Genomic DNA, 13,594 nt, shown 5'->3' on the forward strand with positions numbered 1-13,594 from the left:
GCGAACTCCCTTTTGGGGTGGGGGTGTTGGAGCGCGGGCGTGGGAATGCTCGCGCTGCCGTATTGCCGGTTGGTGAGCGCTCGGTTAGAAGTTAGTGTCGTGTGCATGACACGACAAGGTTCAGGGCTGAACTTTCGATCCCGTAGGATGGATGGCGCAGAAGGGGAGTAGCTCTTCGCCGGACCGTCGACATACTGCTCAGCGAGCCTGAGCCGGCGCCCGGAGGCGGATCCCGTGCGGACCGCCCAGCGAGACCTTCGGCAAGCAGTGCACGCCCGTGCCCCAGAGGCGCGGGCGCCGAGTGCGCTGCCGTGCCGAGGTGTCCTTTGTGAGGTACAGCGCTCTCGGTGGGGCAGCCCCGACCGATTGAGGGACCTTGATCAGCATCACCGTGACGGCGATCGTCTTCGGCGTCGTCTTCCTCGCCGAACTGCCGGACAAGACCGCGCTCGCCGGCCTCGTCCTCGGCACCCGCTACCGCGCCTCGTACGTCTTCGCGGGCGTCGCCGCCGCCTTCCTGCTCCACGTCGTGCTCGCCGTCGCGGCCGGCAGCGTGCTGACCCTGCTCCCGCAGCAGATCGTGCACGCGCTCACCGGTGTGCTCTTCCTCGGTGGCGCGGCGGTGCTGCTGCTGAAGAAGGACGAGGACGAGGAGGAGATCAAGAAGCCCGCCGACCAGTCCTTCTGGAAGGTCGCCGGCACCGGCTTCATGCTCATCCTGGTCGCCGAGTTCGGCGACCTCACCCAGATCATGACCGCCAACCTCGCCGCCCGTTACGACGACCCGGTCTCCGTCGGCCTCGGCGCGGTCCTCGGTCTGTGGGCCGTGGCCGGGCTCGGCATCGTCGGCGGAAAGGCCCTGATGAAGCGGGTGCCGCTGCGGCTGATCACGCAGATCGCGGCGCTGCTGATGCTGGGTCTGGGCGTGTGGAGCCTGTACGAGGCCATCGCCGGCTGAGCGAACGGGCGGTGAACCCTCGCCGGTGGTGGTGGCGGTACCGCGACATGTTTTGTACCGTGGAGAAACAAAGTGGCTCCCGCTCGTTTTCCCTGACCGGCGGGCGGGGCCGTTTTGTCTCCAGCCCCACTCCACCCAGCCCCTCCCCTTCACGCACGTCCCCGGGGAGCCCCAAGGAGGAGCCGCCGATGCCGGCCGCCGCCACGCCCACCGTCCTCACCGCCCGTGCCCTCCTGCTCGACATGGACGGCACCCTCGTCAACTCGGACGCCGTGGTCGAGCGCATCTGGCGGCGCTGGGCGGGGCGGCACGGGCTGGACGGTGACGAGGTGATGAAGGTCGTGCACGGGCGGCAGGGCCACGCCTCGATGGCGGTGCTGCTGCCCGAGCGGCCGGTGGAGCAAAATCTCGCCGACAACGCCCGCATGCTCGCCGAGGAGACCGCCGACATGGACGGCGTGGTCGAGGTGCCCGGCGCCGGCGCCTTCCTCGCCTCGCTGCACGGCGTCCCGCACGCCCTGGTGACCTCCGCCGATGTGGCCCTGTCCACCGCCCGTATGGCCGCCGCTGGGCTGCCGGTGCCCGAGGTGCGTGTCACCGCCGAGTCGGTGGGGGCGAGCAAGCCCGACCCCGAGGGGTTCCTCAAGGGCGCGGCGGAGCTGGGCGTGGACCCGGCGGACTGCGTCGTCTTCGAGGACTCCGGGGCCGGTATCGCGGCCGGACGGGCCGCGGGGATGCGGGTCGTCGGCGTGGGGGCGCGGGCCGCTTCGCACGGGCCGGACGTCGTGGTGCCGGACCTGACCGGAGTGCGGGTGGAACCCACCGGGGACGGAACGATCCGGCTGCACCTGGGCTGAGCCGCACCCGCTCCGAGCCACCGCGGCTCCGAGCAGTCACCCCCGACCCGACGCGCCCCCTTGTGCAAGCGGCCGCCTCAAAGGGCCGCGGCTACCACGTCTCCGACTCCAGACTCGCGCGGGTCGCCGTGCCGTAGACCCCGAGTGTGTCGCCGCGGATGCCGCGGGCCACTTGGTACGTGCGTACGGCGTCCTCGACCGGGCGCGTGTACACGCCGTCGATGTGGTCGGGGTAGAGGTTCAGCGCGCTCAGCCGGGTCTGCAGGTCGATGACCTCCAGGCCCTGGTCGCCGCGGCGCAGGACCAGCGCCGTGGCGGTCGGGCCGGGACTGCCCGACGCCGTTTCCGAGGGGGCGGGAGGGGAGGCGCTGCGGGACGCCGAGGGGGTCGTCGTCACGGGCGGGGAGGGTGTGGGCGCCGGCAGGCGGGCGGCCGACGGGGACGCGGTCCCGGACGAGAAGGCGGAGCCCGGCGATGCCGGCGCCTCGTCCGGCACGCTCTCCCGTACTTGCGGCGCCGACCGGTCCCGGGACGGTTCCTGGTAGGAGAACGCCCCGCTCGCGAGGCCCACGGCGGCCACCACCACGCCGGCGCCCGCCACGCACAGCAGGGCGGTACGGCGTCGGCGGGTCCGGCCGACGGGTCTCGACGGGGCCGGGAACGGCTCCGCGCCCAAGTCCCCGTACGGCTGTAAGTCCCTCGTGCCGGGCCCGTGCGACGCGGCGCCCTGCGCCGCCGGCCCGCTCACCCGGATGGCCTCCGCCACGGCCGCTTCATCCGCGGGGGCCGCCCTGACCGCCGAGGCCTCCCTGCCCGGCAGGGTCGCCTCCTCGGCCGGCGTCTTCTCCGCCGGACCGTCCCCGTCCCGGCCCCCCACCTCCACGTACGGCCGTATGCGCAGCGGGTCGAAGTCCTCCGCCGCGGCCGCCTCGGCCGTGCGCGTCTCGCGCAGCGCCTCGGACGCCCGCCGCGTGCAGTCGCACGACGGCGTGTTGTCCGGCCCTCTGGGCGCGCCGCACTCCGGGCAGGTGTGGCCGCTCGACTCCGTCATGTTCTCGCCCCGTCCCCTCGCGAGCTTCAGAGGATATGCAGACTTCCTCCACAACCGCAGGGACTCAAGGGACTCAATGGGCAACCGCGGGACTCAATGGGCAACCGCGGGACTCAATGGGCAACCGCGGGACTCAATGGACAACCGCGGGACTCAACGGGCCATAAGTGGTGACACCACTCAGGATGGAAGAGGCGCATCGAGCCCCGGGAGGTCTCCATGGCCCTGGACACGCACGGCACGGCGAAGGACGCGACGGCCGCCGAGCACGTATCCGGAAACGCGCTCGTCTCGATCGGCGCCCTGCTGCTCGGGCTGCTGCTGGCCGCACTCGACCAGACCATCGTGGCGACCGCGCTGCCCACGATCGTCAGTGACCTGGGCGGGCTCGAGCACCTGTCCTGGGTCGTCACCGCCTACCTGCTGGCCTCCACCGCCGCGACCCCGCTGTGGGGCAAACTCGGCGACCAGTACGGGCGCAAGAAGCTGTTCCAGGCCGCGATCGTCCTCTTCCTCATCGGATCCGCGCTGTGCGGAATGGCGCAGAACATGCCGCAGCTCATCGGGTTCCGGGCGCTGCAGGGGCTGGGCGGCGGCGGACTGATCGTGCTGTCGATGGCGATCGTCGGCGACATCGTGCCGCCCCGGGAACGCGGGCGGTACCAGGGCCTGTTCGGCGCGGTGTTCGGCGCCACGAGCGTGCTCGGGCCGCTGCTCGGCGGCCTGTTCACCGAGCACCTGAGCTGGCGCTGGGTGTTCTACGTCAACCTGCCCGTCGGCGTCGTCGCCCTCGCCGTGATCGCCACCGCCCTGCACATCCCGCGCCGGGCCGCCCACCACGTCATCGACTACCTCGGCACCGTCCTGATCGCCTCGGTCGCCACCTGCCTGGTGCTGGTCGCCTCCCTCGGCGGCACGACATGGGACTGGGCTTCGCCGCAGATCATCGGGCTCGCCGTGCTCGGTGCCGTGCTCGCCGCCGCCTTCGTCGCGGTGGAACGCCGGGCCGCCGAACCGGTCCTGCCGCTCAAGCTGTTCCGCCTGCGCACCTTCACCCTGGCCGCCGTCATCAGCTTCATCGTCGGCTTCGCCATGTTCGGCGCGATGACCTACCTGCCGACCTTCCTCCAGGTCGTGCACGGGATCTCCCCGACCATGTCCGGTGTCCACATGCTGCCGATGGTGATCGGCCTGCTGCTGTCCTCCACCGTCTCCGGGCAGATCGTCAGCCGCACCGGCCGCTGGAAGGTGTTCCCGATCGCCGGCACCGCCGTGACCGCCATCGGCCTGCTCCTGCTGCACCGGCTCGACGAGCACAGCCCGACCGCCGAGATGAGCGCCTACTTCTTCGTCTTCGGCCTGGGCCTCGGCCTGGTCATGCAGGTCCTGGTCCTCATCGTGCAGAACGCGGTGACGTACGAGGACCTGGGCGTCGCCACCTCCGGCGTCACCTTCTTCCGCTCCATCGGCGCCTCCTTCGGCGTCGCCATCTTCGGCACCGTCTTCGCCGGCCGCCTCGCCGACAAGCTCACCGACGCCTTCCGCGGCGTCCGGCTGCCGCCCGGCGCCTCGCCCGACGCCCTGAAGGCCGACCCGCGCGGCATCGCCGCCCTGCCGCCCCCGCTGCGCCCGGCGGCGCTGCACGCGTACGCGTCCGCCATCACCGACGTGTTCCTGTACGCCGCCCCGGTCGCCCTCCTGGGTTTCGTCCTGGCCTGGTTCCTGAAGGAGGACCGGCTGCGCGGCTCGGTCACCGCGCCGGACGTCTCCGAGACCATCCCGCCGAACCCGGTCGAACGCTCCTCCCACGACGAGGTGAGCCGCGCGCTGTCCGTGCTCGGCACCCGCGAGGGGCGCCGCGAGATCTACCGGGACATCACCGAGCGGGCCGGGTACGACCTGCTGCCCGCCGCCAGCTGGCTGCTGCTGCGCATCCGCCGGTACGGCTCGGTGGAGCCCGGTGTGCTCGCCGAGCGCTGTCCGGTGCCGCTGCAGGCCGTCCTGGCCGCCGCCCGTCAGGTCGAGGAGCGGCGCCTGGCCGAGCGGGAGGGCCTGGACCTGGTGCTGACCGCGTCCGGCCGCGAGGTGACCGAACGGCTCGCCAAGGCTCGCGAGGAGTCCCTGGCCGAACTGCTCGGCGACTGGTGGGGCCCCGGCCGGTCCACCGACCTCACCCGGCTGGTGAAGGAGCTGACCGACGAACTGTGCGGCTCGGAACGCGAGCGGCCGCACAACGGCACGGTGGTCAAGGCCGGTTGACGGGTTCCAGCAGCTCCTTGCGGAACCAGTGCTCGGCGTACGGGTCGTCGTTGTGGGGTGCCGTCTCCGTGTAGCCGAGCCGGGCGTACAGGGCACGTGCCTCGACCAGGTCGCCGCGGGTGTCGAGGACCAGCGCCGTGGCACCGAGCGCGCGGGCTGCATCCTCGGCGGCGGCGACCAGGAGCGCCGCCCCGCCCCTTCCGCGCATCCCCTCGGTGACGAACACCCGGGTCAGTTCGGCGGTGTCCGGGCCGAGCAGCCGTACGCCCGCCGAACCGGCCGGTTCGCCGTCGTACCGGCCGAGCAGCAACCGCCCGGTGGGCGGGCCCAGTTCGGCGCCGGTACGGGCCGCGATCCCCCGTTCCAGCTCCTCCGGCGCGGTGCGGCGTCCCTCGTGCAGCAGGTACCAGCGGTCGCTGACCTCCGTGTAGTACGCCCGCCACAGGGCGGCGGCGGCCGGGGAGTCGTGCGGTTCCGGGGCGATCGTCCACGTCATGCCGGGGATTGTGCGCCGCCGGCGGGTGGCGGGCGCAACCGGATATGCGTGCGCCGCTTCGCCGGTGGGCCACCGTTTGTGCGCCGACTTCCGGGTCACACGAAAGGAGAGCCGGCCAGCGGGGCCGGTCCGATTCCGGAAGGCAACCATGTCAACAGGCATGATCATCGCTGTGATCGTGGTCGTGGCGGCCCTGGTCCTCGCCGCCATCCTGATAACGCGCGGCCGCGGCCGGCAGGGCGGACCGGACCTGAAGCGGCGCTTCGGGCCCGAGTACCAGCGGACCGTGGCCCGGCACGACGGCGACACCAAGGCCGCCGAGCGCGAGCTGACCGAGCGTCTGGAGCGCCACGGCAAGCTGCGTGAACGACCCCTGGAGCCCGCCGAGCGGGAACAGTACGGCGCTCGCTGGACGGCCGTGCAGGAGCGGTTCGTCGAGGCGCCCCGAGAGGCGGTGGCCGAGGCCGACCGGCTGCTGTCGGATCTCGCCGCCTTCCGCGGCTACCCGGAGGGCGGCCGCTACGAGGAGCAGCTCGCCGCGCTGTCCGTGCACCACGCCCAGCACGTCGAGGGCTACCGGCGGGTGCACCGGGTGAGCCAGGCCGGCCCGGGCGGGGCGGGCGAGTCCGCCGCCGGAACCGAGGAGCTGCGCACCGCTCTGATGGACGCGCGTGCCCTCTTCGACGACCTGATGAACGACTCCGCCCCGGCGACCGGCCACCGCTCCGACGTCGCCACCGGGACGGGCGACGACACCCGGCACCGGTCGTCCGGCAAGCCGGGGATGTTCGGCAAGAGCCACCCGAGGGGAGCCTGACCATGGCCCGGGACAGGGATGCGGCGGGTGCCGAGAGCTACCCGGCCGAAGACGACGTCACCGGTGCCGGGCGACACCCCGACGACCGGCGCGGGGCCGGTGAGCGGCTCCCGGACGAGCCCGTGCGGGGAGAGTCGGTGCACCGCCCCGAGGGCGGAGCGGGCTTGCTCGGCGGAGAGGCCGGCACTGGCCGGGAGGGGCTGACGGGAGACGACCGCACGCCGCGGGACGGCGCGGAGGCTCACCCGGGTACGGCCGCCGCCGGGACGACGAGCGCGGCGGGCATCGGCCGTGCCGGGACCGGAACCACTGGGACGGGCACCCCCGGGAGGGACACCGCCCGGGCCGGCACCCCCGGCACCAGCACCCCCGGCACCGGCGCCGCCGAAGGCGCGGGCGTGACGGGCCGGCGCGAGTCCGGGACGGGCCCGCGCGGTGAAGGGGAGTTCGGCGCCTCCGTGGCGGGCGACCGGATGACCGGCGACAGGCATGCGGCGCCGGCTCCGGGCGGGGTCACGGCGGCCGAGGCGGCGTCGACCGAGGGCCGGGCGGCGGACATCGGCCGCTCCGGGCCCGCCGCTGCCCGGACGGGCGGCACCGGTCGGGCCGGGACCGAGGGCAAGGACTCCGGCAGCCACGCCCCGCTCCTCGCGCACGAGGAGGCGGAGAAGTGGGAGGCGCAACTGCGCCAGACGCTCGCCGGCTTCGTGGAGGAACCCCGCTCGGCCGTCGAGGAGGCCGACCGGACGCTGGAGGAGATCGCCGCGCGGTTCGGCGAGGCCGTGACCCGGCGCCGCAGGACGCTGCGCATGTCCTGGCAGAAGGGCGAGGAGGACGGCCCGGGCCACCAGACGGACACCGAGCAACTCCGCCTGGCCCTGCGCGACTACCGCGAACTGGCCGACCGCCTGCTCCACCTCTGAACCGGGCACCGACCCCGGGCCCGGTTCAGCCCGCCGGGCCCGGTTCGGCGCGTGTGGTGTCGGCCCTGCGCCGGCGCCACTCGCGCACGACCTCCTCGACGTCGTACGGCTTCTTGCCCAGGAACGGTCCCGGCGGCGGCTTGAACATCATGTCGCGGATCTTCACGTTGACGTCATCGATGATCTTCCGGACCATCCGCTCCGAGGGCGCCGCGTAGGCCGCGACGAGCGCGTCCTCCGCCTCCTTGCGCAGGGCCAGCGCCGGCGGCAGCACCGCGAGGCCCTCACGGGCCATCTTCCGCTTGACCCACCACAGTTCGTCGTACGTGGAGTCGAGGTCGGCGGGCAGCGGCTCACCCGCGCCCGGCAGCCGTTCGAACTCACCGCGCCCCTGTGCGTCCCGGATCTGCTTGTCGACCCAGGACTCGAACGGAACACCCGGTGGCTTTCGCTCGGTCATGAGCCCATTGTGCCGGACGCGGCCCGGCCGGGCGTTTTATCATGCGGCGGCGGTGCGGCAAATCGGCCACCGCGCAAGGACGTCTCCGATGTCGCCGCTTCTTCGACGTCGCAGCATCTTCAGGGGGAACGCACGTGCTCGAACTGACCATGGCCACCGTCTCCGGGGCCGACACGGGCGCCACCGCCGGCATGACGATGGCCGACGCGCCCAGCGAGCCGGGCGCCGCGCTGCGTGTGGGCCGGGACGCGTCGGTGTGCCGGCTGGTCACCCCCGAGGACTGGCTGTTCGTCTCCCGCGTCCACCTGGAGTTCCGGTGCGGCCCCGACGGCGCCTGGCAGCTTTCCTGGCTGCGAGGCTCACAGGCCGAACCGTCCGCCGAGGTACGGCTGATCGTCGGCGAGTACGCGCAGACCGTCGCGTACGGCGCCGTCGTGACGCTGCCGCGCGGCGGCTCCGGCGAGGTCGTCGTCCAGGACCGCACCGCGCCGCGCAGCGTCAACGTCGGCTTCTACCACGAGGTCTGAGCCCCGGGCCCTGAGAGGCCGGGCGGCGGGCGGGGCGGCTCAGCCCAGTACCCGGGCCACCGCGAATCCGTCGTACCCCTTGCTGCCCACCGTCTGCACCGCCGTGCCGCTCAGCCTGGGGTGGGCGGCGATCAGCTCGATGGCCTCGCGCGTGCCGACCACGTCCGGCTCCCTGCTGTCGGCGTCGACGACCCGCCCGCCGCGCACCACGTTGTCCACCACGATGAGGCTGCCCGTCCGGCTCAGCCGCAGCGCCCACTCCACGTAGTGGGCGTTGTTGGGCTTGTCGGCGTCGATGAAGACCAGGTCGAAGGGGGCGGGGTTCTCGTCGGCGAGCTTGGGCAGCGACTCCAGGGCCGGACCCACCCGCACCTCCGCGACCCGCTCGAGCCCGGCCCGGGCGATGTTGCGGGTCGCCACCTCGGCGTGCTTGGCGCTGTACTCCAGCGAGACCAGTCTGCCGTCCGCCGGCAGGGCGCGGGCCAGCCAGATGGTGCTGTAACCGCCGAGCGTGCCGATCTCCAGGACGGTCCGGGCGCCCTGGATCTCCGCGAGCAGCTGGAGGAACTTGCCCTGGGTGGCCGTCACGCTGATGTGCGGCAGCCCGGCGACCTCGCTGTCGCGCAGGGCCGCCTGGAGCGCATCGTCCTCCGGTGCGAGATGGCTGCTGAAGTAGAAGTCGACGTCGTCCCAGAGCTGCGAGCTCATGCGTCTGCTGCCTTTCCCGAGTGTCCGCCCGGGTCTGTACCCGGGGCTCCTTGGGCCTTCCCCTGCATCGTCTCAGCCGACGGGCGCGGACGGGGGGAGCGGCGGCGGTGGCCGTACCGGCGGCGGGGCGGTCACCGGCCGCCGGGCGTGGCGTACGGCGAGCAGCGCGGTGACCGCGAGGGCCGTCAGCAGCCCGCCGCCCACGGTCAGCAGCCACGCCGGGACGCCGGCCACCTCGCGCAGCCGGTCCTCGTAGAACACCTGCTGGACGGGGGTGTCGGCGGCCGCGCGGCGCAGTTCGTGGTCGCCGGAGATCCGGGCGGGATCGGGGAACCGCTGGTCGAGGGCCGTCAGGTACGGCGTTCCGGCGGCGAGCCTGCCCAGCGCGCCGGCCGGCCTGCCGAGGCGGCCGGCGAAGACCACGCGGGGCGGCGCGCCGCCGATCGCCGTGCGCGGCTCCATCCGGTGCGCGGCGAGCACGTAGAGGCCGAGGGACTGCGGGGTGCGGGCCGGCCGGGACAGCCGCATGGGATAGACCGGCCGGTCCGCGGCGAACGTGAGGTGCAGGGGGTCGAGGGCGCCGTGCAGGGCGGTCCGCGCGGTCCGGGGGGCGAGCCGTACGGCCACGTACTCCCAGTGGCGGTCGACGTACGGCTGAAGGGCGGTCTTCAGGCGTCCCGGGAAGGCGAAGCCGTGGTCGTGCAGCCAGATGCCGAGGGCGGCCGGGTCGGTGGCGGTCAGCCGGGCCACGTCGAAGGGGCCGAGCCGCTGCCGGCCGACGACACCGACGCCCGCCCCGGCTCCGGGGGGCGTGGCGTCGGCGACGCCGTCACCGCCGTCGAACGGCCAGTCGCCGTTGGCCGGCCAGAAGTGGTACCGGGTGCGGTGCACCGGGGCGACGGCCCGGGCCAGCTGCTCGAAGACGGCCGGGTCGCCCAGCCGGACGGCCGCCCGGTGGGGCACCGGCATGATCCAGGCGGCGTGCCCGGCGTCGCCGGTGACCGTCAGGCGCATGACGATCTGCTCCCGGCGGCCGTCCCAGCGCAGCACCGACTGCTCGCCGGCGACGGCGATCCGCCGCGCCGGGTCCGGGACCATGGCCCCGCAGCCGCAGGCGTAGGCGGGGGCGAGCAGCCAGCCGAGCTGGACGCCCAGCAGGGCCAGCAGCAGCGTCAGTACGCGGGCACGTTTCACGCGGCTACAGACGGGGCCGGCGGGGGAAGCGGTTCCGGGACGCGGCCCGGAGCAGCGGCCGCGCCGGTCCGCCGCGCGGGCTCGCCGGCGCCGTACCGGGCCGCCGCCCCCGCTCGCCCGACGGGCGTCCGTGGTCCAGCGCCCCCGGACGCGAGCGGCCCCCGGGCGCTCGCGCTCCGGGGGCCGGTCGAAGGTGACTGACGGCTACCGCTCCACCGAGGGGGCCGAGCCCGGCAGCGGGCGGCCCGCCGACTCGGACATGCGCCAGACGGCGAACCCGCCCACGACGGCCGCGGCCATCATGTAGTACGCGGGCATCATCATGTTCCCGGTGGCGCCGATCAGGGCCGTGACCACCAGCGGGGTCGTACCGCCGAACAGCGACACCGACACGTTGAAGCCGATCGACAGGGAGCCGTAGCGGACCCGGGTCGGGAAGAGCGCGGGCAGCGCGGCCGGCATGGCGGCGGTGAAGCAGACCAGCAGCAGGCCCAGCGCGCCCATGCCCAGGGCCACGGCGACGAGGCTGCCCTGGCGGATCAGCAGCACCGCCGGGACGGACAGCAGCAGGAAGCCCGCGCAGCCCGCGGCGATCACCGGGCGGCGGCCGACGCGGTCGGTCAGGGCACCGGCGAACGGCTGGACGATCATCATCAGGGCCATCACGCCGAGCACGACCAGCAGCCCGTGCGTCTCGTCGTACTTCAGCTCACTGGTCAGGTAGCTCGGCATGTACGACAGCAGCATGTAGTCGGTGACGTTGAAGACCAGCACCAGGCCCATGCACAGCAGCAGCGCCTTCCACTGGCCCGCGACCATCTCGCGCAGCGGCACCTTGGGCCGGGACGCCTCCGCCTTCTCGACCTCGGCCGCGAACGCAGGGGTCTCCTCCAGGCGCATCCGCAGGTACAGGCCGATGATGCCCATCGGGCCCGCGATCAGGAACGGGATGCGCCAGCCCCAGGTCAGCAGGTCGTGCGTGGACAGCAGGGCCGTCATGAGGGTGACGAGGCCCGCGCCGCCGATGTAGCCGGCCAGCGTGCCGAACTCCAGCCAGCTTCCGAAGAAGCCGCGCTTCTTGTCCGGCGCGTACTCGGCGATGAACGTCGAGGCGCCGGCGTACTCGCCGCCGGTGGAGAAGCCCTGCACCAGGCGGGCGGCCAGGAGCAGCAGCGGCGCGCCCACGCCGATCGAGGCGTAGGACGGGATCAGGCCGATCGCGAACGTGCCCACCGCCATCATGATCATGGTGAGGGCGAGGACCTTCTGGCGGCCCACGCGGTCGCCCAGCGGACCGAAGACCATGCCGCCCAGCGGGCGGACCAGGAACGCCGCGGCGAAGGCGCCGAACGTCGAGAGCAGCTGTGCGGTCGGGTTGCCCGACGGGAAGAAGACCTTGCCCAGGGTGACCGCGATGTAGCTGTAGACACCGAAGTCGAACCATTCCATGGCGTTGCCGAGCGCGGCCGCCTTCACGGCGCGCTTCACCATGGCGGAGTCGGTGACGGTGACGTCGGCGTGGGCCTTCGCGGCCCGCGGGCTCTTCAGATGCGGGGTGACTGCGGTGACGGTCGCCAAAACGGGCTCGCCTACCTTTCGACGGGGACAGGGACAGGGCCCGGGCGACGACGGTGTCGGACAGCAGGCCGAAAAGCGACGATAGGCGGACTTGGCCTGCTTACGTCATGTACGCGAGTCGATGCATACTGCAGCTAAAGGGCCTGTGTGCAGGTACTCCTGCCCGATCGAGTCGGGTCATGCCGGCCCGGCCATGTGATCCTTCTCGCGCCCGATCGGGGCAACCGAAGCCCACTCGCGCTTTCGCGACGTAGGCAAGAGCGAGGGTTATGCGCGGATTCGCTTAGGTATGTCCTCCTGTCGGTTCCGGGAGTGCTCACTCCCGCCCCGACGCCACCACCGCCAGCACCCCCGAGATCGCCGCCGCGATCAGCAGGGGGACGCCCAGACCCTGGTGGAGGACCAGCCAGGCGCCCAGGCAGGCGCCCGCGACCATGGCGACCACCGCCGCCGTGCGGCGCGGGGAGCGGTGGCCGGTGGCGTCGCCGAGGCGGGACTCGGAGGCCAGGCCGGTCAGGGTCATCGTCAGGACCGTGGTGGTGAGGTCGGGAATGCCCAGCTTGCGGACGGTCGCGTTGCGCATGCCCAGCGCGAAGGCGGTCAGGGCGATCAGGGCGTACCGGGTGCCGGTCGTGTCCGGCCAGGCGAAGGCGACCGCGGCCGACCCGCCGAGCAGCGCCGCCTCCGTCGCCAGGATCCGGCGGGCCCACCCGCGCCGGGAGCCGCCGTCGAAACGGGCCGCCGCCCGGCCGCCGGCCACCGCGCCCAGCAGGAAGCAGCCCAGGGAGGTCGCGGTGAGCGGGACCGAGAAACCGGGGGCGCCCGCGGCCGCGAAGCCCAGGACCACCACGTTGCCCGTCATGTTGGCCGTGAACACCCGGCCCAGGCCCAGATAGCTCACCGCGTCGATCAGGCCGCTCACCACGGTCAGCGCCAGCAGCACGGTCACCAGCCGCACCCCCCGCGTCTCCGGCTCCGGCGCGGGCGGTGACGGCGTGGTCATGCTTCCTCCGGTCGGCCGGACGGGCAGGGCGGATGTCGGGCCCACCATGGTCACCCGGCCGCCGGGCGCCCTCCGGGAGGCGCCGCGCAACGCGCGGACATGCGCGCGCACCCTCGCCGGGCGGGGCGGGGGTGCGGGGGCGGTGCGGGTGCGGGGGCGGTGCGGGTGCGGTGCGGGTGCGGAAGCGCGGGTGGCTCAGTACCAGCCGTTGGCCTGCCAGAAGCTCCAGGCCTCGGCCGGGCTGCCGTAGCGGGAGTTCATGTAGTCCAGGCCCCACTTGATCTGGGTGGCCGGGTTGGTCTTCCAGTCGGAGCCGGCGGAGGCCATCTTCGAACCGGGCAGGGCCTGCACCAGGCCGTAGGCGCCGGAGGAGCTGTTGACGGCGCTGGGGTTCCAGCCGCTCTCGTGCTCGACGATCTTGCTGAAGGCGTCGTACTGCGTGGCGTCCGGGATCATCTTGTGCGCGATCGTCTGCGCGGAGGAGGCCGAGTCGGTGGCGGCCTGGGCGGGCGCCGCGGACATCGCCATACCGGCGGTGGCGGCGGCCAGGGCGACGGTCGTGAGGGCCTTCTTCGGGGAGGCGATGCGGCGGATGAAGGAGACGGGCACGGAGAACCTCTTGCGTCGGGGACGGGGGATCGCCCGTCCGGAGCCACCCGACGGGCGGGGGCCGCGTACGTCGGCGCACCGGCCCTTTCGGGCTGTGGCGCCTGGCGACGTCGCTCAGAGAAACAGACACGAGGGGTGTCCGCAATGACCCCTT

The 13,594-nt window shown here is 73.3% G+C and carries 14 protein-coding genes; 6 read left to right on the forward strand and 8 right to left on the reverse strand.

From position 1 onward, the window contains the following. Positions 1-376: 376 nt before the first annotated feature. Positions 377-958, forward strand: coding sequence for a TMEM165/GDT1 family protein (locus AB0924_RS08115; RefSeq protein WP_358927174.1), 582 nt, complete (start codon positions 377-379; stop codon positions 956-958). A 188-nt stretch (positions 959-1,146) separates the two neighbouring features. After that, positions 1,147-1,815, forward strand: a complete 669-nt coding sequence (locus AB0924_RS08120; RefSeq protein ID WP_366910950.1) for an HAD-IA family hydrolase — start codon at positions 1,147-1,149, stop codon at positions 1,813-1,815. A gap of 91 nt (positions 1,816-1,906) precedes the next feature. Here AB0924_RS08120 and AB0924_RS08125 read toward each other — a convergent pair whose 3' ends face one another. Further along, positions 1,907-2,866: a peptidoglycan-binding protein gene (locus tag AB0924_RS08125; RefSeq protein WP_366910951.1), complete on the reverse strand. Its 960-nt coding sequence runs from the start codon at positions 2,864-2,866 to the stop codon at positions 1,907-1,909. Between the two features lie 219 nt (positions 2,867-3,085). Here AB0924_RS08125 and AB0924_RS08130 point away from each other — a divergent pair, with 219 nt between their 5' ends. Then, positions 3,086-5,125, forward strand: a complete 2,040-nt coding sequence (locus AB0924_RS08130) for an MDR family MFS transporter (RefSeq protein ID WP_358927171.1) — start codon at positions 3,086-3,088, stop codon at positions 5,123-5,125. On the opposite strand, the gene AB0924_RS08135 is transcribed toward AB0924_RS08130, so the two are convergent. Continuing rightward, on the reverse strand, positions 5,112-5,621 hold the full coding sequence (locus tag AB0924_RS08135; RefSeq protein WP_366910952.1) for a GNAT family N-acetyltransferase: 510 nt from the start codon (positions 5,619-5,621) through the stop codon (positions 5,112-5,114). The genes AB0924_RS08130 and AB0924_RS08135 overlap by 14 nt on opposite strands. 148 nt (positions 5,622-5,769) lie before the next feature. Here AB0924_RS08135 and AB0924_RS08140 point away from each other — a divergent pair, with 148 nt between their 5' ends. Both AB0924_RS08140 and AB0924_RS08145 read left to right on the forward strand, forming a co-directional pair. Continuing rightward, on the forward strand, positions 5,770-6,438 hold the full coding sequence (locus AB0924_RS08140; RefSeq protein WP_358927169.1) for a hypothetical protein: 669 nt from the start codon (positions 5,770-5,772) through the stop codon (positions 6,436-6,438). 2 nt (positions 6,439-6,440) lie between these two features. Continuing rightward, the gene (locus AB0924_RS08145) at positions 6,441-7,361 is read left to right on the forward strand and encodes a hypothetical protein (RefSeq protein ID WP_366910953.1); all 921 of its coding nucleotides are present in this window, start codon (positions 6,441-6,443) and stop codon (positions 7,359-7,361) included. Between the two features lie 25 nt (positions 7,362-7,386). Here the strand turns inward: AB0924_RS08145 and AB0924_RS08150 are convergent, their stop codons facing one another. Next, positions 7,387-7,821 carry a DUF1992 domain-containing protein gene (locus tag AB0924_RS08150; RefSeq protein WP_358927167.1) on the reverse strand — a complete coding sequence of 145 codons (435 nt, stop codon included), beginning with the start codon at positions 7,819-7,821 and terminating at the stop codon, positions 7,387-7,389. Positions 7,822-7,955: 134 nt separating this feature from the next. On the opposite strand from AB0924_RS08150, the gene AB0924_RS08155 reads away from it, so the two are divergent. Then, positions 7,956-8,348: a hypothetical protein gene (locus AB0924_RS08155; protein WP_366910954.1), complete on the forward strand. Its 393-nt coding sequence runs from the start codon at positions 7,956-7,958 to the stop codon at positions 8,346-8,348. Between the two features lie 39 nt (positions 8,349-8,387). On the opposite strand, the gene AB0924_RS08160 is transcribed toward AB0924_RS08155, so the two are convergent. The 5 genes from AB0924_RS08160 to AB0924_RS08180 form a co-directional block, all read right to left on the reverse strand. Continuing rightward, on the reverse strand, positions 8,388-9,056 hold the full coding sequence (locus tag AB0924_RS08160; protein WP_358927165.1) for an O-methyltransferase: 669 nt from the start codon (positions 9,054-9,056) through the stop codon (positions 8,388-8,390). 72 nt (positions 9,057-9,128) lie between these two features. Further along, a complete protein-coding gene (locus AB0924_RS08165; protein ID WP_366910955.1) occupies positions 9,129-10,250 on the reverse strand; it encodes a DUF2330 domain-containing protein in 1,122 nt (373 codons plus the stop codon). Positions 10,251-10,454: 204 nt separating this feature from the next. Next, positions 10,455-11,828 (reverse strand): glycine betaine/L-proline transporter ProP, encoded by a 1,374-nt coding sequence (proP, locus tag AB0924_RS08170; RefSeq protein ID WP_358927163.1) that lies wholly within the window; start codon positions 11,826-11,828, stop codon positions 10,455-10,457. A gap of 316 nt (positions 11,829-12,144) precedes the next feature. Further along, complete coding sequence (locus AB0924_RS08175) at positions 12,145-12,831, reverse strand: YoaK family protein (protein WP_366910956.1); 687 nt, start codon at positions 12,829-12,831, stop codon at positions 12,145-12,147. 195 nt (positions 12,832-13,026) lie between these two features. Then, positions 13,027-13,440: a lytic transglycosylase domain-containing protein gene (locus AB0924_RS08180; protein WP_358927161.1), complete on the reverse strand. Its 414-nt coding sequence runs from the start codon at positions 13,438-13,440 to the stop codon at positions 13,027-13,029. Positions 13,441-13,594: the final 154 nt, after the last annotated feature.

Origin of the sequence: Streptomyces sp. NPDC047869, assembly GCF_040704065.1 — a bacterium.
Classification (GTDB): Bacteria; Actinomycetota; Actinomycetes; order Streptomycetales; family Streptomycetaceae; genus Streptomyces.